This is a genomic window from Microvirga lotononidis (assembly GCF_034627025.1).
Classification (GTDB): Bacteria; Pseudomonadota; Alphaproteobacteria; order Rhizobiales; family Beijerinckiaceae; genus Microvirga; species Microvirga lotononidis.
On record NZ_CP141048.1, the window covers coordinates 778,486 to 800,532 of the forward strand.

Here is a 22,047-nt window from a genome sequence, read left to right on the forward strand (position 1 = left end):
TTCTTCGTCAAGGCTTCGCTCGCCGTGATCCCGGCCGCCATCATCGTGAGCTTCGTCCTGGCGTTCATCAGCTGGATCTTCGGGGCCGTCTTCGGCTTCGGCCACATGGGCTGGACGATGCGCTAGGTTGCCGGCGCTTTCAGGACCCTGCCGGCCACCGCATCGAGCTTTTTCAGAAGCTCCGGATCGCGAGCCGAGGGGGCGGTCATGATCGCGCCGTCGAGCGCCCGGTCCGAACCCACGGGGCACGGCTCGTGCTCGGCCGGGAAATCCCGGGCGACGCGGGCGATCAGGCCGGCCACCTTCCGGGCGTTCTGGTGCGCGACGGCGACGACGGAGGCCACGTCCACGTCATCGTGCTCCTCATGCCAGCAATCGTAATCGGTCACCATGGCGACCGTCGCATAGGTGATCTCGGCCTCGCGGGCGAGCTTCGCCTCTGGCATCGCCGTCATGCCGATCACGTCGTAGCCGAGGTTCTTGTAGGTGATCGACTCGGCATAGGTGGAGAACTGGGGCCCCTCGATGCAGACCAGCGTCCCATTGAGGGAGAACGGGATCTTCTCGGCCACGGCGGCATCGGCGATGCGCTGGCGCAGGAGCGGCCCGACCGGGTGCGCCATGGGCACATGAGCGACGCAGCCCCGGCCGAAGAACGAGCTTTCGCGCCTGTGTGTCCGGTCCACATACTGGTCCACCAGGACGAAGAAGCCGGGATAATACTCGTCCTTGAACGAGCCGCAGGCCGAGACGGAGATCAGGTCGGTGACGCCCGCGCGCTTCATCACGTCGATATTGGCCCGGTAGTTGATGTCCGATGGCGAGAGGCGGTGCCCCCGCCCGTGGCGTGGCAGGAAGGCGACTTCGGTCCTGCCGATGCGCCCGACGCGCAGCACGTCCGAAGGCTCGCCCCAGGGGGAATCGATCCGCATTTCGCGAATATCCTCGAGCCCCGGCAGGTCGTAGACCCCCGATCCGCCGATGATGCCTAGTACCGCCTTCGCCATCTCGAATCCTCGCCTGCCTTGGTCCCCGGTCTTCATAGCCGACGGCAGGACTTGACCCAAGCCGCTCTGTCGTGGCTCGTCACCGGCCCGACAGAGAGATCGCGGCGATCTCGTCGGTCGCGAGGCAGGGAAAGAGCGTCTCGCGCACGAGCCGAATCTGCCTCACGGGCGCCGTGACACCGACCGGAAGGCGCTCGACGCGTTCGACCACCTCGTCGGGAACCGCCGTACTCGTCCGATATCGCGCGAGGGTCGTATGGATCAGGTCGTAAATGATCGGCTTCCGGCCCGGCGGCGGTGGAATCTCATTGACGATCCTCTCGCGGATGGCGTCGATCAGGCCCGTCTCGTCGGTTGCCGTCGCGATGACGGCCGTGTCCGTGACCTTGAGGCGGGAGAAGCGCAGTTCCAGGGCCCGATGGCCCGTGCAGAGTTCCTCCAGGAGGTCGCTGGCCTGGCCGGCGATGCTGCGCCAGTACCGGTCCTTGTCGAAGTCGCCTTTCACCATCACCAGGGGATAGATGGTGACGTGGAGCCCGGGCTTGGGACCTACATGCAGCGGCTCGGGCCAGAGTTCCGCGAAGCTCCGCTGCACCTGCGCGAAGGCCTCCCGTGTCTCGGGCTCCAGGCTCGGTTGGACATGGTAGGCGAGGCAGGGCTGGCCCCAGATATCGTCGGCGATCGTCTGCAACATGAGAACCGGGATAGAGGCGGCCCGGCATCCTGTCACCCGAAAAGAAAAAGGCCCCGAAGCGGGGCCTTGATCCTGGTCTTTAGGGATTGTGGGTCATCGGAGGCGTCGCGTGGCCTTCGACCTCGCCGCCCACCCGGGCCCACACCTTCTTCTTGGTGAAGTAGAGCAGGCCGGACAGGACGATCAGGAACAGGATGACCTGGAAGCCGAGGCGCTTGCGGGCCTCGAGGTGCGGTTCCGCCGTCCACATCAGGAAGGCCGTGACGTCGCGGGCGTACTGATCCACGGTCTCCGGCACCTGAGGCTGGCCGGCCTCGTTCTTCGGATACTCGACCTGACCGTCGCTGAGCGGCTTCGGCATGGCGATCACGTGGCCCGGATAGTAGTGGTTGTAATGACCACCCTGAGGCACCGTGAAGCCCTGCGGCGGCTCCTCGTAGCCGTTCAGCAGCGCCGTCACGTAGTCCGCGCCATTCTCCGAGTACTGACGGAACACGTCGGTGATGAACCAGGGGAAGCCACGCTCGTAGGTACGGGCCTTGGGCATCAGGGACAGGTCCGGCGGAGCCTTGCCGCCGTTCGCCGCGGCGGCGGCGTTCTCGTTCGGGAACGGCGACGGGAAGTGATCGGCCGGGCGACCCGGACGCTCGAACATGTCGCCGGCCTCGTTCGGGCCGTCCTGGATCTTGTATTCCGCCGCCAGGGCACGGACCTGGGCCTCGGAGAACTCCGGACCACCGGGCTGGTGCAGGTTGCGGAAGGCCACGTAGCTCAGGCCGTGGCAAGAGGAGCAGACCTCCCGGTAGACCTTGAAGCCGCGCTGGAGCTGGGCCCGGTCGAAAGTACCGAACGGACCCGAGAAGCTCCACTTGTGGATTGGCGGGACCGGGGTCTCGCCGGCAGCGAAGGCCGGAGCGGCCAGGCCGAGGACGGCGGCTGCGATGAGAAGAGTACGCTTCATCATAGTTTCTGTTTCCTCGACTCTCGCGTCAGCCCTTGGAATGCGGTTCGGGATTGGCGCCGGCCGGAATGCCCGCTCCGCCCTTCTGAACACCCATGACGGATTCGAGGATCGAATTCGGCAGCGGCAGCGGACGCTCGACGAAGCCGAGCACCGGCAGGATGATCAGGAAGTGGGCGAAGTAGTAGACCGTGCAGATCTGGGAGGCGATCACGTACCAGCCCTCAGCCGGGCGGGAACCCAGCCAGCCGAGCAGGAAGCACACGATCACGAAGATCCAGAAGAACTGCTTGTAGAGCGGGCGGTAGGCCGTGGAGCGGACCTTGGAGGTGTCGAGCCAGGGCATGAAGCACCAGATCACGATGGCCGCGCCCATGGCGATGACGCCGCCGAGCTTGTCGGGGATGGCGCGCAGGATCGCGTAGAACGGCAGGAAGTACCATTCCGGAACGATATGCGCGGGCGTCACGGCCGGGTTCGCCGGGATGTAGTTGTCCGCATGGCCGAGATAGTTCGGCATGTAGAACACCCAGTAGGCGAAGAAGATCATGAACACGACGACGGCGAAGACGTCCTTGATCGTCGCATAGGGGGTGAAGGGAACCGCGTCCTTGCCCGACTTGATCGGGATGCCGGTCGGGTTGTTCTGGCCCGGCACGTGCAGTGCCCAGATGTGCAGGATCACGACGCCCGCAATCATGAAGGGCAGCAGGTAGTGCAGGGAGAAGAAGCGGTTCAGGGTCGGGTTGCCCACCGAGTAGCCGCCCCAGAGGTAGCTCACGATGGTGTCGCCGACGACCGGGATCGCCGAGAAGAGGTTCGTGATCACGGTGGCGCCCCAGAAGCTCATCTGGCCCCAGGGAAGCACGTAGCCCATGAACGCGGTGGCCATCATCAGCAGGAAGATGATCACGCCGAGGATGTAGAGAACCTCACGGGGCGCCTTGTAGGAGCCGTAGTAGAAGTTCCGGAAGATGTGCACGTAGACGGCCACGAAGAACATCGACGCGCCGTTGGCGTGCAGATAGCGGATCAGCCAGCCGTAGTTCACGTCGCGCATGATGTGCTCGACGGACTGGAAGGCGAGACCGGCGTTCGGCGTGTAGTACATCGCCAGGAACACGCCGGTCACGATCTGCGCGACGAGCATGAACACCAGAATGGCGCCGAAGGTCCAGAAATAGGTCAGGTTCCGCGGAACCGGGAACGCAATGAAGGACGAGTGGATGAGGCCTGCGATGGGCAAACGGCTCTCGAACCACTTACCGAAGGCGCTCTTGGGAACGTAAGTTGTGGGATGTGCGCTCATGGATATCGCCTGATCGTCGCTTTCAGTTACGCCGTGGCTTCTTGGCCGATCACGATCTTCGTGTCCGACGTGAAGGTATAGGGCGGAATCGGCAGGTTGATCGGCGCCGGGCCGCCGCGGACGCGCCCGGAGGTGTCGAAGATCGAGCCGTGGCACGGGCAGAACCAGCCATGATACTCACCCTGCTGGCCGAGCGGCACGCAGCCCAGATGGGTGCAGTTGCCGTACACGATGAGCCACTGGGCCTTGCCCGGCTTCACGCGGGCCGAGTCGGCCTGCGGGTCGCGCAGGGAGGCGACGTTCACGTCCTCGGCGGCCTTGATCTCCTCGGGCGTGCGGTGACGGATGAAGATCAGCTTGCCGCGCCAGAAAACCTTGACGATCTGCCCTTCGGCGATGGGGGTCAGGTCAACCTCGACGGGGGCGCCGGCAGCCACCGTCGCCGCGTCGGGCGCCAACGACTGCACGAAGGGCCATACCAGGGTGGCTCCGCCGACAACGGCAGCTGCGCCCGTGGCGATGTAGAGGAAATCGCGCCGTGTCGGCTCAGCGACATGAGTGGTGGTCTCGGCCACTTGGCTCTCCAGCATTGGTCAAAAAACGAGAACCGCGCATCGGCAACACCTTGGGAGCCAAGGCATTTGGCACACGAGGTCCGCAATGGAACAAGCATGCGCGGCGACGCGCGCGCAATGCGACTGGGAGTCGCCGCGCGGTGGCTCTTTGGCACGGCCAAGCCCGCCTGTCCATAGCCGGATTGGAGTTGTTCCAGCCTGTGGCGCAAAATGCCGCCGCTCCCGCGCCCTCACGCACTCCCTTGACGACGGGGCCCGATGCCCCGATGACGGGCCCATGCCCCGTCTCGCCATCTATCAGCCGGACATCCCGCAGAACACCGGCACCATGCTGCGCCTCGCCGCCTGCCTCGGCGTGCCGGTGGAGATCATCGAACCTGCGGCCTTCGACGTCTCGGACCGGAACCTGCGACGCTCCGGGATGGATTATCTCAACCGCGTCGCGATCACGCGGCACATCTCCTGGCGCACCTTCGAGGAATGGCGGCAGGACGCGAAGAGCCGCCTGATCCTGACCACCACCAAGGGCGCCGTCCCTTACGTCGATTTCGCCTACCAGCCCGACGACATCATCCTGGTCGGCCGCGAATCCGCCGGCGTGCCGGAGGAGGTGCACCGGGCGGCCGATGCCCGGGTGGTCATCCCCATGCAGCCCGGCCTTCGCTCCCTCAACGTCGCCGTGACCGCCGCCATGATCCTCGGCGAGGCCCTGAGACAGACGAACACGTTCCCGCAAGCCACTCTTCCAGAAACCTGAAGCGACATCACCATGACCGACAAAGCCGATATCGAGCGCCTGCAGACGGAGGCTCCCCGCTGGTTCGCCACCCTGCGCGACCGGATCTGCGCCGCGTTCGAGACGCTGGAAGACGAGGTGACGGCTCCCCTCCCCCCGGAAGCCTCCGAGCCCGGCCGGTTCGAGCGCACGCCCTGGGAGCGCAAGGACCACGGCGGAGCCCCCGGCGGCGGGGGCGTCATGTCGATGATGCGCGGCCGCGTGTTCGAGAAGGTGGGCGTGCACGTCTCGACCGTGCACGGAGAGTTCGCGCCGGAATTCCGAGGCCAGATCCCGGGCTCCGACCAGGATCCGCGCTTCTGGGCCGGCGGCGTCTCGCTCATCGCCCATCCCTGGAATCCCAACGTTCCAACGGTGCACATGAACACCCGCTTCGTGGTCACCACGAAACCCTGGTTCGGCGGCGGAGCGGATCTCACCCCCGTGCTCGACCGGCGGCGCTCCCAGTCCGACCCGGACACCATCGCCTTTCATCAGGCCCTGGAGGAGGCCTGCCGAAGCCATGCGCCGGTGGGCTCCTACGAGAAATACAAGGCTTGGTGCGACGAGTACTTCTTCCTCAAGCATCGCAACGAGCCGCGCGGCATCGGCGGCATCTTCTACGATTATCACTGGACCGGAAATCCGGACGAGGACCTGGCCTTCACCCGCCAAGTGGGCGAGGCCTTCCTGAAGGTCTATCCCGAGATCGTCCGCCGCAACGTCACGAATCCCTGGACGGAAGCGGACCGCATGGAGCAGCAGGTGCGGCGCGGGCGCTATGTGGAGTTCAACCTGCTCTACGACCGTGGCATGATCTTCGGCCTGAAGACCGGCGGCAACATCGCGTCGATCCTCTCCTCCATGCCGCCGACGGTGAGGTGGCCTTAAACCTGCTCCAGAACTCGCTTCAGCAAGTCCCTGGAATATGAGTCATCCGTCCGGCAGCCCTCCGCAAGCCAGGCTTGGCGGGCCTGAGCGAGCAGTTGACCGATCCTCGGCCCCTTCGGAACACCGCCCTCGATCAGGTCGGCTCCGCGGAGGGGGAAGATCGGCACCGGCTCAGCGCCAGCCCAGAACCGGGCGAGCGCCTCGCGGGCCTCGGCCTCGATGATCGGACGGGGCTCTCCGGCCGTGGCCGCGAGGACGACCCGGAGGGTGTCGAGATCATGGTCCGCCGCCAGACGGCGGATGGCGGCGGCGTCGAGGGGCAAGGCCCAGGTCTTGAGAAGGCACAGGAGCCTGCCGTAGGCGGCGAGCTTCTTGTGCTCGTCGTTGGACAGCCGCAGGCGTTCCCGCAGCCGCTCCGCATCCTCTTCGACCATGACGGCGAGGGCTGCCAGCCGCCAGACCGGGACGGGATCATCACGGTCGGAGGCGGCGACCCGATCGAGGCGCCCGAATTCGGCGGCGCCGTCCAACAGCCATGTGAGGAACCCATGTTCCGCCAGCAGGCGGATGGTGTCCTCCGCCCTGCGGGCAACGACGAGCTTCAGGAGCTCATGCCGGATCCGCTCCTTCGAAAGGATCTCCAGCCCCTGTCGCTCGGCGCCCGACGCGACGAGCCCCTCCGGGTCCGGATCGCCTTGCGCGTATTCCGCATGGAAGCGGAAGAAACGCATGATGCGCAGGTAATCCTCGCGGATGCGGGTATGGGCGTCGCCGATGAAGCGGACGCGCCGGGCCGCCAGATCGGCCATGCCGCCGGTGTAATCGTGAAGCCGCCCGTCGAGGCTCAGCGAGAGCGCGTTGATGGTGAAGTCGCGACGCCTTGCATCGAGCGCGAAATCGCGACCAAAATGCACCACCGCGTGCCGCCCGTTGGTTTCCACGTCCTCGCGCAGGGTCGTGATCTCATAGGGCTCGCCCTGGACGATCACCGTGATCGTGCCGTGTTCGATCCCGGTCGGGACAGCCTTGAACCCCGCGGCCTCCGCGCGGGCCACGATGGCGTCCGGCAGCAGGGTGGTGGTGCAATCCACCTCGGTCACGGGCCTGCCGAGAAGCGCGTTGCGCACGGCGCCGCCCACGATGCGCGTCTCCTGCGCATCGTCGTTGAAGACTTCCAGGAGGCGGCGCAGCGCCGGGCGCTCCAGAAGGCTTGCCAGGGCCTGTCGATCGAGATCGTCCATCACTCGAAATGTCCCGGTATCACGCGCCCGTTCTCGACCCGCGTCGGCACATAGGCGCCCGTCTTGCGCTCGTCGACCAAGCCCGTGACGATCAGCGACAGGACCACGAAGCCCAGGCCCGCGATGGTGAGCCAGAGCGACTGGGTGCTCCAGTGCGACCACAGCAGCGGGTTGCGGCGGCGGATGACGAGATAGGCACCGAAGAGAACGAAGGGCAGGAAAAACAGAACCAGTCCCTGAACAACTGCCCGCGTCATGAACCGTAGAGCCTTTCGTACAGATTGCGGATGATGCCCGCCGTCACGCCCCAGATGTAGCGTCCCTCGTAGGGCATTGCATAGTATCGGCGCACCCGGCCCTTCCATTCGCGCGAATGCAGTTCATGGCGTGCGGGATCCATGAGGAAGCCGAGCGGCACTTCGAAAGTCTCGGCCACCTCGTCGGGGTTGAGATTGAGGGTGTAGGAAGGGGAAACCCGCGCCACCACCGGCATGACGAGATAATTCGTCGTGGATAAATAGGCATCGAGATAGCCGAGCGGGCTGATGAAGCGGCTGTCGAGCCCGATCTCCTCCATCGCCTCGCGGCAGGCCGCCGCCAGGACGGAGGCATCCTCGGGATCGACCCGCCCGCCCGGGAAGGCGATCTGCCCCGAATGCTGGCGCAGATGCGCGGAGCGCTCGGTCAGGAGCAGCATCGGCTCCTCGCGCATGACCACGGGCACGAGGACCGCTGCCGGCTTGGGCGTCAGGGGATGGGCCAGGGGCACGTTGTCGAGGGTATGATCGCCGCGCGGATTGGCGAGCGCCTCGTCCTGATGCGGCGGCTCGGGCCGCAGCCGCTCGGCCGCCAGCGTCAGGAAATCGGGCGCGTCATGGGGTGCGAGCCGCATCAGCGTGTGCCCAGTTCGTCGCTGGAAGCCATGTGGAAGAAGATGCCATTGGCCCTGATACCGAAGGTGGCAATGCCTTCCACGTCCTGTTCCTCGCCCATCGCGACGAGATCCAGCGCCAGGGACCGGGTCACCAGGGCCCAGAGATCGCCCCGTACCTTAACGTAAGGCTTCACGCCGCCACGGGCATCCCGGTCGAAGCGCAGAGGGTGCTCGGGGCCGACCTGCACGAGATCGTCCACATTGGTGCGGAAGGCGATCTGCCGAGCCTCGCCGTCACCCTCCACGGCCATCTCGACCGCGAGGAACGGCACATCCTCGACCGCGATCCCGACCCGCTCGACCGGCGTGACGAGCACGTATCGCTCCGGGTCCTTGCGCAGGACCGTCGAGAACAGCTTCACGAGAGCCGGGCGGTTGATCGCGGTGCCCATGTAATGCCACGTTCCGTCGGCCGCGATGCGCATGTCGATCTCGCCGCAATAGGCCGGGTTCCAGCGCTCGACCGGAGGCGGGCCCTTGCGCTTGGAATCGGGGCCGAGCGCCTGCGCGAGACGGGCCAAGGCGTTCCCGGGAATGGGGGATGAATGTTCGGTCATGACGCAAGCGTGAACAGGAATCTTGAACTTATGGATCGACGAACGGCCGCCGATTGTTACTTGCTAGAGCATAGGGCCCCGGGCAGTCCCGTCCACTCCGTTCCTTGTCATGCTGCGGCGCAACGACCCTTGCGTCTCGACACGGAACAAAGGCAGACTAGCTAACGGGGGCAATTGCGAACGAGGAGAGTGACCTCATGACGGCCAGCATTGCTCAAGCGCCTACCGCATTGGACGACGCGATCATCCGCAACGCGGAGGCGACCCTTGAGACTGTCGGCCGCGCCAGAGAGGCCATTCACACGGTCATCTTCGGCCAGGAGGACGTGGTCGACCTGACCCTCATCACCCTTCTCGCCGGCGGCCACGGCCTGCTCGTGGGCGTCCCGGGCCTCGCCAAGACGAAGCTCGTGGAAACGCTCGGCACGGTGCTCGGCCTCGACGCCCGCCGCATCCAGTTCACCCCCGACCTGATGCCCTCCGACATCCTCGGCTCCGAGATCCTCGACGAAGGCGTCGACCGCCGGCGCTCCTTCCGCTTCGTGAAGGGCCCGGTCTTCGCCCAGCTGCTCATGGCCGACGAGATCAACCGCGCGAGCCCGCGCACCCAGTCGGCCCTGCTGCAGGCCATGCAGGAGCATCACGTTTCCGTGGGCGGCGAGCGGCACGACCTGCCCCAGCCGTTCCACGTGCTCGCGACCCAGAATCCCATCGAGCAGGAAGGCACCTATCCACTCCCCGAGGCCCAGCTCGACCGCTTCCTGCTCGAGATCGACGTGGGCTACCCGACCCGCGACGCCGAGCGGCGGATCCTGATCGAGACGACGGGCGCCGACGAACACAAGCCGCAAGCCGTCATGAACGCCGAGGCGCTCATGAACGCGCAGCGGCTCGTCCGCCGCCTGCCGGTCGGCGAGAGCGTGGTCGATGCGATCCTCGACCTCGTCCGCTCGGCCCGTCCGGAGGGCGACGGGATGGACGGCGTGACCGACAAGATCCTGTGGGGGCCCGGCCCCCGCGCCAGCCAGGCCCTGATGCTGGCGGTGCGCGCCCGCGCCCTGATCGAGGGCCGCGTGGCGCCCTCCATCGCCGACGTGGTGGCGCTCGCCGAACCCGTCCTCAAGCACCGCATGGCGCTGACCTTCTCCGCCAGGGCGGACGGAGAGACGATCAGGAGCGTCGTCGGCCGGCTCACCGCGCGGCTGGCAGGCTAGGATCACCATCATGGCCCGTGTCCGGGTCCTTCCCGAAAGCGCCCGCTCGCCGGGACGCAGCGAAACGGAGAGCGCGCTCTCCCTGGCCAGCCGGATGCCGCATCTGGTGCTCGAAGCCAGGCGCGTGGCCGCGAACCTCGCGCACGGCATCCACGGCCGCCGCCGCGCCGGCACCGGCGAAACCTTCTGGCAGTTCCGCCCCTTCGTCACCGGCGAGGCGGCGCAGCGCATCGACTGGCGGCGCTCCGCCCGCGACGACCGGCTCTACGTGCGCGAGCGGGAATGGGAAACGGCCCAGACCATGTGGTTCTGGATCGACCGCTCCGCCTCCATGGGTTACGTCTCCGACCTGGCCCAGGCGCCCAAGATCGAGCGTGCCATCGTGCTCGGACTGGCGCTCGCCGATTGCTTCGTCGAAGCGGGAGAGCGGGTCGGCATGCTGGGCCTCATGCCGCCGCGCGCCACAAGGCGCATCGCGGAGGCCATGGCCCAGACCCTGGTGACCGACCGCTCGGCCCTGGAGGAGGACCTGCCGCCGCAGGCGCCCGTCGCGCCGCAGCACGAAGCGGTGCTGATCAGCGATTTCCTGTCGCCCATGCGCGACATCACCGCCATGGTCGAGGCCATCTCGGCGCGCGGGGCGCGGGGCCATCTCGTCATGATCGTCGATCCCGTCGAGGAAACCTTCCCGTTCCAGGGACAAGCCGTCCTGCACGACCTGGAGGACGGTCTTTCCCTGCGCATCGGCGATGCGATCTCCTGGGGCCGGGCCTACCGCCTGCGGATCGACCAGCACCGGGAGGAGCTGCAGGCCCTCGCCCGCCGCCGCGGCTGGACCCTGACGATCCATCGCACCGACCGTCCCGCCAGCGAGGCCGCCTTGCGCATCATGACCCTGGTGTCGACGTCGCGGGGCACCGGCCCGGGAGGGCGTTGATCGATGTTCGGCCTTCCCCTCACCTTCACCGTTCCGCTGGTCCTGACGGCGCTTGCGGCCCTGCCTGCGATCTGGCTGCTGCTGCGCATCACGCCGCCGCAGCCGAGACGCGTGGATTTTCCGCCTCTCAAGATCCTGGCCGATCTGCGGCCCGAGCAGGAGCTGCCCGCGCGCACGCCCTGGTGGCTCCTGCTGCTTCGGCTGCTGCTCGCCGCCTTCCTCATTCTCGCGGCAGCCGGCCCGATCTGGAATCCGCTGGCGGAAGACAACAACCGCTCGCCGCTCCTGATGGTGCTCGACAACGGCTTCGCCGCCGCGCACGACTGGCGCGACCGCATGAACCTCGCGTCCGAGCGCATCGAGGCGGCGGGACGCGACGGACGCACCGTCGCGCTCGTGGCGACCGCGGAGGCGCCCGCCGCCATCGAGCCCACGAGCCCGGCCACGGCCCTGGAGCGGTTGCGCTCCCTCAAGCCGCTGCCGCATCTGCAGGACCGGCAGGCCCATCTCGAGTCGATCAAACGCTTCCTGGAATCCACGCCCGAGGCCAACATTGTCTGGATCAGCGACGGGGTCGCGGGCGTTGACGGTCAGGGCTTCATCGACGGTTTGGCGCAGATGGCGAACGGGCACCGGATCACCGTTCTGAAAGCGGAGCTCGCTCCGGCCCTGGCCGTCGCAGGCGTCGAGAATGCCGGTGGCCAGCTCAACGTCAGGCTCGTGCGGCCCGAGCCGAACGGACGCGATGCCGGGACCGTGCGAGCCCTCGACCTGAAGAGCCTGCCGCTCGCCGACATGCGCTATGCCTTCGATCCGAACGCCACCGAGACGAGCGTCGCGTTCGATCTGCCCACCGAGATCCGCAACGCCATCGCACGCATCGAGATCCTGGGCGAGGGATCCGCGGGCGCCGTGCATCTTCTCGACGAGCGCGGGAAGCGCCGCCGGGTCGGCCTCGTGTTCGGCGGAACCTCCGATCAGGCCCAGCCCCTGCTCTCGCCACTCTACTATATCGAGCGCGCGCTCGCGCCCTATTCGGAGATCCGCAACGGCCGCGGCGCGGTGGCCGACGCGGTGAGCCAGCTCATAGACGAGCAGGTCTCCGTTCTCGTGCTCGCCGACGTGGGCGGCCTCGATCAGGAAACCCTCGGCAAGGTCACGGCCTTCGTCGAGCGGGGCGGCATGCTGCTGCGCTTCGCGGGCTCCCGGCTGGCGGCCGGCAACGACGACCTCGTGCCGGTGCGCCTGCGGCGGGGCGGCCGCAGCCTCGGCGGCACCCTGTCCTGGGACACGCCCAAGACCTTCGCGCCGTTCACCCGCGAGAGCCCCTATTTCGGCCTTCAGGTGCCGGAGGAGATCGGCATCCGCCGCCAGATCCTCGCGGAGCCCGACGGCGACCTGCCGGCGAAGACCTGGGCGTCGCTCGCCGACGGCACGCCGATCGTGACCGCCGACAAACGCGGCGACGGCCTGATCGTGCTCTTCCACGTCACCGCCGACACGACCTGGTCGAACCTGCCCCTGTCGGGCCTCTTCGTCGACATGCTGCGCCGGACCACGGCCCTCGCGGGCGCGCCGGGCGATGTGAATGCGGAAGCCCGCAATGCGGAGAACGAGACAGTGGCCCCACGCCTGACTCTCGACGGATACGGCATCTACACCTCGCCCCCGGCGACCGCCCGCGCCATTGCGCGCACCTATGCCGAGCGCGCGAACGGGGAACATCCGCCAGGTTTCTACGGGCCGGTGGATTCGAGCCTAGCAGTCAATGCGCTCCTGCCGGGAGACCGGCTCGCGCCCCTCAACTACGCCCCGCTCAATGCGCAGGTCGCTCCCCTGGCCGGAGCACAGACCATCGACCTGCGCACGCCGCTCTTCATGCTCGCCCTGGCGCTCCTGCTGATCGACACCCTCGCGTCCCTGTGGCTCGGGGGCCATCTGTCGAACCTCACCGGCCGCCTGCGCCGCGCCGGCGCGACGGCGGCGCTCGTCCTGGGCGCGTTCCTGCTCCTGAACCCGGCCTCGGACGCCAGCGCGCAGGACCGCCGGCCCTCGATGGCGACGGATAGCTCGAATCCGGCCCTCGTGACGCGCCTGGCCTATGTGATCACGGGCGACACGCAGGTGGACGATACGAGCAAGGCGGGCCTGACCGGCCTGACGCAGGTGCTCAGCCAACGCACGGCCCTTTCGCCCGGCGAGCCGATCGGCATCGATCTCTCGCGGGACGAGGTGGCCTTCTATCCGCTGATCTACTGGCCCATCGTGGCCTCGCGCCCCGCACCGTCGGAGGCCGCGATCCGGCGGCTCGACGCCTTCATGAAGGGCGGCGGCACGGTGATCTTCGACACCCGCGACGCCTTCGGCAATCGCCCGGACGGCGCCCCCACGGCGGAAGGCCAGTACCTGCGCCGGATGCTGGCGAGCCTCGACATTCCAGAACTCGAGCCCGTGCCGTCCGACCACGTGCTCACGAAGACCTTCTACATCCTCGACAGCTTCCCCGGCCGCTATGCCACGGGCCAGACCTGGGTCGAGGCCCTGCCGCCTGCTCCCGAGGGAGAGGCCAGCCGCCCCGCCCGCTCGGGTGACGGCGTCTCGCCGATCATCATCACGTCCAACGATCTCGCCGCCGCCTGGGCCGTGGGCCAGCGGGGCGAGTGGCTGTTTCCGGTCGTCGGCAGCGACCAGCGCCAGCGGGAATTCTCGTATCGCAGCGGCGTCAACATCGTCATGTACGCGCTGACCGGCAACTACAAGGCCGATCAGGTCCACGTGCCGGCCCTGCTCGAACGCCTCGGGCAGTAAGGGGATCATCGTTGCTTTCCATCGGCTTCTCCCCCCTCGTCCCGGCTTACGCCCTCTGGGCCCTCGGCGCGGTCGTGGTGCTGCTGTCGATCCTCGCGCTGTTGTCCCGCGGCCCCGTGGCGATCCTGCGGGCGATCGCTCTCGGGCTCGTCCTCCTCGCTCTCGCCAACCCGGCGCTCGTTCAGGAAGACCGGGAGAAGGTGAAGGACATCGTGGCGGTGGTCATGGACCGCTCGACCTCGCAGACGCTCGGCGACCGTCCGGCCATGACCGATCAGGTGAAGGCCGAGCTGGAGCGCCGCTTCGGCTCTCTGGCCGATGTCGAGCCCCGCTTCATCCAGGCGGATGACGGCAACGGCGATGACGGCACGCGCCTGTTCACCGCCCTGTCCAACGGATTGGCCGACGTGCCGCCCGACCGGCTCGCCGGCGTCATCTTCGTCACCGACGGCGTGGTGCACGACATCCCGTCGTCGGTCGAGGGTCTGGGCTTCAAGGCACCGCTCCACGCCCTCATCACCGGCCGCCCGGACGAGCGCGACCGGCAGATCAAGCTTCTCGAGGCACCGCGCTTCGGCATCGTCGGCAAGGACCAGACCATCCGGGCGCAGATCATGGAGCGCGGCGGCACCGGCTCGGCCCTCGTGACCGTGCGGCGCGACGGGCAGGTCCTCACCCGCCAGCAGGTGCCGGCCGACACGCCCTTCTCCCTCGACGTACGCATCGAGCATGGCGGCACCAACGTGGTCGAACTCGAAGTGGAAGGCCTGCCCGGCGAGCTGACGCTGGCGAACAACCGGGCCGTCGTTCCCATCGAGGGCATCCGCGAGAAGCTGCGCGTGCTGCTGGTTTCAGGCGAGCCCCATGCGGGCGAGCGGACCTGGCGCAATCTTCTGAAATCCGACGCCAATGTGGACCTCGTCCACTTCACCATCCTGCGCCCGCCTGAGAAGCAGGACGGAACGCCGATCAACGAACTCTCGCTGATCGCCTTCCCGACCCGCGAGCTGTTCCAGCAGAAGATCAAGGAGTTCGACCTGATCATCTTCGACCGCTACGCCAACCAGAGCATCCTGCCCTCCAGTTATTTCGAGAACATCGTGCGCTACGTGCGCGAGGGCGGCGCGATCCTGGTGGCGGCGGGGCCGGAATTCGCCAGCTACGGCAGCCTCGCGCAGACGCGGCTCGCGCCGATCATTCCCGGCCAGCCCAACGGCACCATCGTCGAGCAGCCCTACAAGGCGCACATCACCGAGACGGGCGACCGGCACCCGGTCACCCGCGACCTGCCGGGCTCCGAGCAATCGCCGCCGGCCTGGGGCGAGTGGCTGCGCATCATCGGCTCGCAGGTGCAGTCCGGCGACACCCTCATGTCGGGCGCCGACGACCTGCCGCTCCTGGTACTGCGCCGGGAGGAGAAGGGGCGCGTGGCGCTGCTGCTCTCCGACCATGCCTGGCTCTGGGCGCGCGGCTATCAGGAGGGCGGGCCGCATCTCGACCTGCTGCGTCGCCTCGCCCATTGGCTCATGAAGGAGCCCGCCCTCGAGGAAGAAGCGCTGCGCGCCAGCGCCCAGGGACGCTCGATCCGCATCGAGCGCCAGACCATGGCCGAGACCGCCGATCCCGTGACCCTCACGGCGCCGAGCGGCCAGGAAAGCAGCGTTCCGCTCACCGAGAGCCGCCCCGGCCTCTTCACCGCCCAGGTGCAAAGCCGCGAACTCGGGCTGCACACGCTCCGCTCGGGCGACCTCGTCGCCTTCGTGAGCATCGGACCGGCCAATCCCCGCGAGCTGATGGACGTGTTCAGCAACACGGAGGCCCTGACGCCGATCGCGGAAGCGACGGGCGGATCGGTGCGGCGCGTCGCGATGGCGGGCGATCAGAGCATCACGGTGCCGCGCATCCTGGCGGTGCATTCCGGCACCCGCCTGTCGGGCGGCGACTGGATCGGGATCCGGCCCAGCGACAGCGCCATCGTCCGCGGCGTCTCGGTCTTCCCGATGGCGCTCGGCTTCGTCGGCCTCGTGCTCCTGATCGGCTCGACGCTTGCCGCCTGGCTGATCGAGGGACGCCGGAGGGGATAAGCGAGTTCGCGGTCAAAGCAGGCGCGGCCTGTGAAGGCGTGGCGCGTGTTCACCTCTCCTTGAGGGAGAGGTCGACGCGCGTCAGCACGGCGGGTGAGGGGTTACGCCCTCTCCGGAAGCCGCTCTCACCCTCGCTGCGCTCGACCGCTCCCCATCCCAAGTCGGGTTTTCCCGACTTGAGCTTGCAGGAACGGATCTCGGGAACACCCGAGATCCGGGAGAGGGAAGCTGCGGCAGCCTCGGTGCTGGGCCGCCTACTCGCCCGTATCGGGCAGCGGGCTCACGAGCCCCTTCGCGCCGGCCATCGCCCCCTCGACCAGTTCCAGCGCCAGGAATCGCGCCGGGTTGACCGGGCCCGGGAGCTGCAATTGCTGCGGCGGGATGCGCTTGAATCCGAAGCGGCTGTAATAGGGCTCGTCGCCCACGAGCAGCACCAGGGTGTCGCCCTTGGCCTTGGCGGCGTCGAGGGAGCGGCGCATCAGGGCCGCGCCGATGCCGCGGCTCTCGAAGGCGGGCTCGACCGTGAGCGGGCCGAGCATCAGGGCCGGGACTTCGCCGGCCTTCACCGGCGTCATGCGGACGGAGCCGACGAGCAGCGTGCCGACCATGGCCGTGAAGGACAGATCGAGCCGGTGGGACGCCCCTTCCCTCAGGCGGGAGGCTGTGCGGGCGAAGCGCCCCGGGCCGAAGGCGCGCTCGTGCAGGCGCTCGATGGCTTCGGAATCGATGGGTTGTTCAGTGCGGATCAGGAGCGAGAGCTCGGTCATGACGGACTCGGGACGAGGAAACGGGAATGGCGGCTGAATGAACGTCAGCCGTGTCGTCGTCGCAAAATCCGGGTGTCGGTCATGAGCTCGGCGTTTCCTCAGGCGGTTAGGCCATAGCAGCGTCGGGAACGCGGCGCAAACCCTCTCTCACCAGTTCGCCGACGCGGGCTGCCCCTTCAGGATCTCGGCCAGGCGGTTGAGGGTGGCGACCGTCGTGCCCTCGGGCAGCCGGTCGAGAGGGAAGAAGCCCGCCTCGGCGATCTCCCGGTCCGGCTGCTTGACCTCCACGACCGTGAAGCGCCGGATCACGTAGACCAGCACGTGGTCGCGCCGGGAAATCCTGCGGTTGAAATACACCCCGAACAGCTCTGGCGTCCCGTCGAGCGCGATGCAGGCCTCCTCCCGGAGTTCGCGGCCGAGCGCGTCGAGGGCCGTCTCGCCGGTCTCGACCCCTCCTCCGGGCAGGTGCCAGCCGGGAACATAGGTGTGCCGGATGAGAAAGACCCGGTTCCGGTCGTCGAGAACCGCGCCGCGCACACCCAGCGTCAGGCCGCGGGAGAAGCGCCAATAAGTGTGGAGGCCCCAGGAGACGAATCGCGCACCCCGGCGGGGCGGAGGAGAGTCAGACATCGAACCAGTCGATCACAACAAGATTACAGAAGGATGAATGTAGTCATTCATCAATTGCATAGCTGTTCCGGCGATTCGGCACGTGACCCGCATTAGACAAAGGTCTAAGACAGCACCAACCAAAGGTGTTCCAATGTTTCTCGCGCTGATCCTGTCCCGTCTCAACCGTTCCGCCCGCTTCTCCTGGTCCCCGGCCCTCAACCTCGAGGACCGCTCGATCTACTCGACCCTGATCCCGGGCGCCCAGTACTGATCTTCCGGCGCACCGGCGTGTTCCCGAAGGGTGCAAACCCATGTCCGCGCCCGGTGCTCCGTCTGATCGCCCTGCCCTCCTGGAAGGGCTTGGCGAAGGCACAGCTTGTTGTTTAGAATACTTCTAGACAGGAGCGGCCATGAAGTCTCTGTCCGAACTCTCCGAGCGTGAGGTCATCGCGCTCGCCATCGCCAACGAAGAGGAAGATTCGCGGATCTACCAGGATTTCGCGGACCGCCTTCGTGTCGATTTCCCTGCCTCGTCCGATATCTTCAACGACATGGCCGAGGAAGAGCGGGCCCATCGCAACTCCCTCTATGATTTCTACCGCGCCCGCTTCGGCGAGCACCTCCCGCCCATTCGCCGGGAGGACGTGCGCGGCTTCCTGAAGCGCCGCGCCGTCTGGTGGAGCCCCCATCTCGACCTCGACCGCATGCGCCGGGAGGCCGAGGTCATGGAGCTGCAGGCCGCGAGCTTCTACGAAAAGGCCGCCCAGCAGACCCTCGACGTATCGGTGCGCGAGCTGTTCACCAAGCTCGCGGAGGTCGAGCGCGGCCATGAGCGCAAGGCCAGCGAGCTGCACGCCGCCCACCTGACCGAGAATGCCGAGGCCGCCGAGGAGCACGCCCGCCGCAGGCTCTTCGTGCTGCAATACGTGCAGCCGGGACTGGCCGGGCTCATCGACGGCTCGGTCTCGACGCTCGCGCCCCTGTTCGCGGCCGCCTTCGCCACCCAGAACAACTGGGAGACCTTCCTCGTCGGGCTTGCCGCCTCCGTGGGCGCGGGCATCAGCATGGGGTTGACGGAAGCTCTCTCGGACGATGGCGAGATCACGGGCCGCGGCTCGCCCTGGCTGCGCGGCCTGATCTGCGGCGTCATGACGGCGGCGGGCGGCCTCGGCCACACCCTACCCTATCTCGTCCCGGATTCCTGGCCCAACGCCTTCCTGCTCGCCACAAGCATCGCGGCGGTCGTCGTGGCGGTCGAACTCGTGGCGATCTCGTGGATCCGGACGCGCTACATGGAGACGCCGTTCTGGAGCGCAACCATGCAGGTCGTCTTCGGCGGCGTTCTGGTGCTTCTGGCCGGTATCTTCATCGGCAGCGCTTGACGCACGGGACGTGGCGCGCGAACTCTCGCTTCCGCTCGCATCAACCCGGCCGCCATGTTCCGCATCGCTCACCTGACCGACCCCCATGTGGGGCCTCTTCCCCGGCCGCACCTCAAGCAGCTCCTCAGCAAGCGCCTGACCGGCTGGTACAACTGGCACCGCAGCCGGCACGATCTCCACGACATGGAGCTCCTGGCAGAGCTCGTCGCCGACATCCATGCGCAGCAGCCCGACCACATCACCTGCACGGGCGACACCTGCAATATCGGCCTGCCCGATGAATGGACGACGTCCCGCGTCTTCCTCGAAGGCCTGGGCGACCCGTCCCGCGTCACCTTCGTGCCGGGCAATCACGACGCCTATGTCCGAGGATCGCTCGAAGGCCTCCTGCGGGAGGTCGCGCCCTGGACCCGGGGCGACGACGGGCGCGAGGGCACCTTCCCCTATCTGCGCCGCTATGGGCCCATCGCCCTCGTCGGCCTGTCCTCCGCCATCCCGACCCTGCCCTTCGTGGCGAGCGGCCGGGTCGGGTCGAAGCAGATGAAGGCCGTCGAGGACATTCTCGGCGAGCTGGGGCGCGATCCGGGCTGCTTCCGGATCGTGCTGATCCACCACCCGCCTCATGTGGGCGGCGCCGAAGCAGGGCGAAACCTCACCGATGCACGGCGCTTCGAGAAGATGCTGTGCCGGGTCGGCGCGGAACTCGTGCTGCACGGGCACAACCACGTGGGCTCGCTCGCCCATCTCGACGGCCCGCGCGGCCCCATCCCGGTGATCGGCGCGCCCTCGGCCTCCGCCCGGGGGGGAACGCTGACCCACAAGGCCGGCTACCATCTCTTCACCATCGGACAGGACGAGACCGGTTTCCTCCTCACAGCCGAGCTACGGGGCTTGAGGCCGGACGGGACGGTCGGTGGCATGGGCATGCTTTCGCTCGCACGCATTCGCAAGCCTATAGACAAGCTTTGACCGGCGGACCTCTTAAAGCCCTGCCGAACCGGCAGATCATTGCACGGTGATCGCAGAGAGAAGGTCCAGTATAAACCTGGACTGTACTGGCTTCTTCAAGGCCTTCATTCCGCCTGAGCCACGAAGATCCAGCTCGACTGGCAATATATCCTTAGGTTTTCTGGAACCGCCCCGATCGCACTCCGTTGAACGGATGCAGCAGCCACCCATGAGTTCCGCAAGCCTGCTCGGCTTCGCACGGTGTTCTGCGATCCCGGAAACAGGAGTCACCCGATGAAGAAGTATCTTCCTCTCGCAGCTTTGCTTGCGTCCGTCTCGGCCGTTCCGGCCTCTGCCCAGATCCTGGACAGCCAGACCTACCGCACCATGGCGGCTCAGTCGGACGCTTTCGAGATTGCATCGAGCCAGCTTGCCCTCGAACGCTCGCGCAACCCCGTGGTGCGCCGCTATGCCGAGAACATGATCAGGGATCACGGCATGACCAGCCAGGCCCTGAACGGCGGCCGTCCGGTCTATTCCGCGTCCGGTGAGTTCCTCGGCGGAACCATGGGCGGCACCCTTGCGGGTGCGGGCATCGGCGCCCTCGTCGGTGGCCCGGTCGGCGCGGCCGTCGGCGCCGGTGTCGGAGCGACCGCCGGTGCCACGGCCGGCGCGGCCGCCAGCGGTGCTCCGGGAACGTCCGGCGGCACGGCGACCGGCGCGCTTGCGGGCGCGGGCGTCGGAGCCCTGGTGGGCGGCCCGGTCGGCGCGGCTGTCGGGGCCGGCGTCGGGGCGACCACGGGCGCTGCCGCAGGGACCGCGGCCGACGTGCGGGCGACCGGTTCCGTGAGCCCGGTGCGCCTCGGCGTTCCGCTTCCGCCGGACAAGATGGCCATGCTGAACCAGCTCGCCTCGACCTCGGGTCCGCAGTTTGACCGCCTCTATGGTCAGGCTCAGCGCATGGCCCACCAAGAGGCCCTGGCGCTCCATGCGGGCTACGCCCAGGCCGGCAACGATCCCGGTCTGCGCCAGTTCGCGGCCTCGGTGGTTCCGCACCTGGAGCACCATGCGGCAGACGCTCAGCGTCTCCCGGGCGGTACGGCCCGTCGCCGCTAAGGCACTTTCGGCAGGTCGTCGGTGCCCCGCCGATAAATCCCTTCCCTGTCATGGCCGGCCTCGTGCCGGCCATTTCCTTGTCCGTCCCGCATCATGAGAACGCACTCCGCTGCCATCTCCGGCGAGCCGAAGTCTCGGGACGGAGATTCATGGTCAAGTGCTGCGCGATGGGTTCCCTTCCCCTGCGCTGCGCGTCCTTCCGGGAATGACATGGATGGGACGCTCGCATCGGGATCACCGGATCAAGTCCCGGGTTGAGTTGCCGTGTGAGAGGTTGGCCTCGCGTTTTCATGTTCGTCGAAAGCCCTATCCGCATCCCAATCGCGACGGGTTGCGATGCCTCTTCGAAGGTGTAGGAAGGGAGCAGCAGGTCCTTCTTCTCGGACCGTGTCCGACCACCCTCCGACCTTCCGCGAGCTTCCATGACCTACGTCATTCCCGCGCCTTCGCTCCCCGCCCTTCCCGTTGCCGGCACCGCCGACCTGTTCCCGGTCCGCCGCGTCTATTGCGTCGGCAGAAACTATGCGGCCCATGCGCGGGAGATGGGCGGCGACCCGACACGCGAGCCGCCCTTCTTCTTCATGAAACCCGCCGATGCGCTCCAGCCCGTCAGGGATGGCGAGACGACGGACCATGTCTATCCGCCGAAGACCGGGAACTACCATTTCGAGATCGAGATGGTGGTGGCCCTGGCCAAGGGCGGACGGGACATTCCCGTCGCGCAGGCCCTCGACCATGTCTTCGGCTATGCGGTCGGCCTCGACATGACCCGCCGCGACCTCCAGGACGAGGCCAAGCAGCTTCGCCGCCCCTGGGAGCTCGGCAAGGCGGCCGATCATTCAGGTCCGGTCGGGCCGATCCACCCGGTCTCGCAGGTTGGACACCCGGCAGGCGGGGCCATCTCCCTGTCCGTGGACGGAACGACGAAGCAGAAGGCCGACCTGTCCGACATGATCTGGTCCGTCGCCGAGCAGATCGCCTATCTATCCTCCTATTTCGAGCTTGCCCCCGGCGATGTGATCTTCTCCGGGACGCCCGATGGCGTCGGTGCGGTGACGAAGGGCCAGACCATGGTCGGGGCCGTCGAGGGCCTCGGCGAGATCAAGCTGCAGGTCGTTTGAGGCCTGCCCGGCCACCCCTTGCCTTTTTGGCGAGTTTGGCTGTTACTGCGTCACGGCGCGGCCGGAGACGGCTGCCGTTACATCAGGCCCCGGTGCGAGCCGGGGTCCACGAAC

General features: G+C 67.4%; 21 protein-coding genes. 10 read left to right on the forward strand and 11 right to left on the reverse strand.

Features of this window, described 5'->3' with window-relative positions:
• Positions 1-122: 122 nt before the first annotated feature.
• The 5 genes from U0023_RS03625 to petA all read right to left on the reverse strand — a co-directional run bounded on the left by U0023_RS03625 (position 123) and on the right by petA (position 4,546).
• Positions 123-1,007 carry an S-methyl-5'-thioadenosine phosphorylase gene (locus tag U0023_RS03625; protein ID WP_009763704.1) on the reverse strand — a complete coding sequence of 295 codons (885 nt, stop codon included), beginning with the start codon at positions 1,005-1,007 and terminating at the stop codon, positions 123-125.
• A gap of 79 nt (positions 1,008-1,086) precedes the next feature.
• Positions 1,087-1,701: a 2'-5' RNA ligase family protein gene (locus U0023_RS03630; protein ID WP_009763703.1), complete on the reverse strand. Its 615-nt coding sequence runs from the start codon at positions 1,699-1,701 to the stop codon at positions 1,087-1,089.
• Between the two features lie 79 nt (positions 1,702-1,780).
• Positions 1,781-2,665 carry a cytochrome c1 gene (locus tag U0023_RS03635; protein ID WP_009763702.1) on the reverse strand — a complete coding sequence of 295 codons (885 nt, stop codon included), beginning with the start codon at positions 2,663-2,665 and terminating at the stop codon, positions 1,781-1,783.
• A 25-nt stretch (positions 2,666-2,690) separates the two neighbouring features.
• Positions 2,691-3,971: a cytochrome b gene (locus U0023_RS03640; protein ID WP_009763701.1), complete on the reverse strand. Its 1,281-nt coding sequence runs from the start codon at positions 3,969-3,971 to the stop codon at positions 2,691-2,693.
• Between the two features lie 26 nt (positions 3,972-3,997).
• Positions 3,998-4,546 (reverse strand): ubiquinol-cytochrome c reductase iron-sulfur subunit, encoded by a 549-nt coding sequence (petA, locus tag U0023_RS03645; protein ID WP_009763700.1) that lies wholly within the window; start codon positions 4,544-4,546, stop codon positions 3,998-4,000.
• A 277-nt stretch (positions 4,547-4,823) separates the two neighbouring features.
• Between petA and U0023_RS03650 the strand changes: the two genes are divergently transcribed.
• A complete protein-coding gene (locus tag U0023_RS03650) occupies positions 4,824-5,303 on the forward strand; it encodes a tRNA (cytidine(34)-2'-O)-methyltransferase (RefSeq protein ID WP_040638715.1) in 480 nt (159 codons plus the stop codon).
• A gap of 12 nt (positions 5,304-5,315) precedes the next feature.
• On the forward strand, positions 5,316-6,212 hold the full coding sequence (gene hemF, locus U0023_RS03655; protein WP_009763698.1) for an oxygen-dependent coproporphyrinogen oxidase: 897 nt from the start codon (positions 5,316-5,318) through the stop codon (positions 6,210-6,212).
• Here hemF and U0023_RS03660 read toward each other — a convergent pair.
• Genes U0023_RS03660 through U0023_RS03675 form a run of 4 tightly spaced genes read right to left on the reverse strand, consistent with a single transcriptional unit; the run spans position 6,209 to position 8,944 of the window.
• Positions 6,209-7,453, reverse strand: a complete 1,245-nt coding sequence (locus tag U0023_RS03660; RefSeq protein WP_009763697.1) for a CCA tRNA nucleotidyltransferase — start codon at positions 7,451-7,453, stop codon at positions 6,209-6,211. The two genes, hemF and U0023_RS03660, sit on opposite strands and share 4 nt — an antisense overlap.
• Positions 7,453-7,710 carry a DUF6111 family protein gene (locus U0023_RS03665; protein WP_009763696.1) on the reverse strand — a complete coding sequence of 86 codons (258 nt, stop codon included), beginning with the start codon at positions 7,708-7,710 and terminating at the stop codon, positions 7,453-7,455. The genes U0023_RS03660 and U0023_RS03665 overlap by 1 nt, the downstream gene beginning before the upstream one ends.
• Positions 7,707-8,345, reverse strand: coding sequence for a CoA pyrophosphatase (locus U0023_RS03670; protein WP_009763695.1), 639 nt, complete (start codon positions 8,343-8,345; stop codon positions 7,707-7,709). The genes U0023_RS03665 and U0023_RS03670 overlap by 4 nt, the downstream gene beginning before the upstream one ends.
• Positions 8,345-8,944 (reverse strand): DUF1285 domain-containing protein, encoded by a 600-nt coding sequence (locus U0023_RS03675; RefSeq protein ID WP_009763694.1) that lies wholly within the window; start codon positions 8,942-8,944, stop codon positions 8,345-8,347. Before U0023_RS03675 ends, U0023_RS03670 begins: the two co-directional genes overlap by 1 nt.
• A 197-nt stretch (positions 8,945-9,141) precedes the next feature.
• Here U0023_RS03675 and U0023_RS03680 point away from each other — a divergent pair, with 197 nt between their 5' ends.
• Genes U0023_RS03680 through U0023_RS03695 form a run of 4 tightly spaced genes read left to right on the forward strand, consistent with a single transcriptional unit; the run spans position 9,142 to position 15,987 of the window.
• Positions 9,142-10,158: an AAA family ATPase gene (locus U0023_RS03680; protein ID WP_009763693.1), complete on the forward strand. Its 1,017-nt coding sequence runs from the start codon at positions 9,142-9,144 to the stop codon at positions 10,156-10,158.
• Positions 10,159-10,168: 10 nt separating this feature from the next.
• On the forward strand, positions 10,169-11,095 hold the full coding sequence (locus U0023_RS03685; RefSeq protein ID WP_009763692.1) for a DUF58 domain-containing protein: 927 nt from the start codon (positions 10,169-10,171) through the stop codon (positions 11,093-11,095).
• A gap of 3 nt (positions 11,096-11,098) precedes the next feature.
• Complete coding sequence (locus tag U0023_RS03690) at positions 11,099-13,903, forward strand: DUF4159 domain-containing protein (RefSeq protein ID WP_009763691.1); 2,805 nt, start codon at positions 11,099-11,101, stop codon at positions 13,901-13,903.
• A gap of 11 nt (positions 13,904-13,914) precedes the next feature.
• Positions 13,915-15,987 (forward strand): membrane protein, encoded by a 2,073-nt coding sequence (locus tag U0023_RS03695; RefSeq protein WP_009763690.1) that lies wholly within the window; start codon positions 13,915-13,917, stop codon positions 15,985-15,987.
• A 254-nt stretch (positions 15,988-16,241) separates the two neighbouring features.
• Here U0023_RS03695 and U0023_RS03700 read toward each other — a convergent pair whose 3' ends face one another.
• Together U0023_RS03700 and U0023_RS03705 are read right to left on the reverse strand one after the other, a co-directional pair.
• The gene (locus U0023_RS03700) at positions 16,242-16,754 is read right to left on the reverse strand and encodes a GNAT family N-acetyltransferase (RefSeq protein ID WP_009763689.1); all 513 of its coding nucleotides are present in this window, start codon (positions 16,752-16,754) and stop codon (positions 16,242-16,244) included.
• A gap of 147 nt (positions 16,755-16,901) precedes the next feature.
• Complete coding sequence (locus tag U0023_RS03705; RefSeq protein WP_009763688.1) at positions 16,902-17,384, reverse strand: NUDIX domain-containing protein; 483 nt, start codon at positions 17,382-17,384, stop codon at positions 16,902-16,904.
• Between the two features lie 392 nt (positions 17,385-17,776).
• Here U0023_RS03705 and mbfA point away from each other — a divergent pair, with 392 nt between their 5' ends.
• The 4 genes from mbfA (at position 17,777) to U0023_RS03725 (ending at position 21,933) form a co-directional block, all read left to right on the forward strand.
• Positions 17,777-18,748 (forward strand): iron exporter MbfA, encoded by a 972-nt coding sequence (mbfA, locus tag U0023_RS03710; RefSeq protein ID WP_009763686.1) that lies wholly within the window; start codon positions 17,777-17,779, stop codon positions 18,746-18,748.
• A 54-nt stretch (positions 18,749-18,802) separates the two neighbouring features.
• A complete protein-coding gene (locus U0023_RS03715) occupies positions 18,803-19,717 on the forward strand; it encodes a metallophosphoesterase family protein (protein ID WP_009763685.1) in 915 nt (304 codons plus the stop codon).
• Between the two features lie 273 nt (positions 19,718-19,990).
• Entirely contained in the window at positions 19,991-20,812 is an 822-nt protein-coding gene (locus tag U0023_RS03720) for a DUF4142 domain-containing protein (protein WP_009763684.1), read from the forward strand.
• 422 nt (positions 20,813-21,234) lie between these two features.
• The gene (locus U0023_RS03725) at positions 21,235-21,933 is read left to right on the forward strand and encodes a fumarylacetoacetate hydrolase family protein (protein ID WP_009763683.1); all 699 of its coding nucleotides are present in this window, start codon (positions 21,235-21,237) and stop codon (positions 21,931-21,933) included.
• Positions 21,934-22,047: the final 114 nt, after the last annotated feature.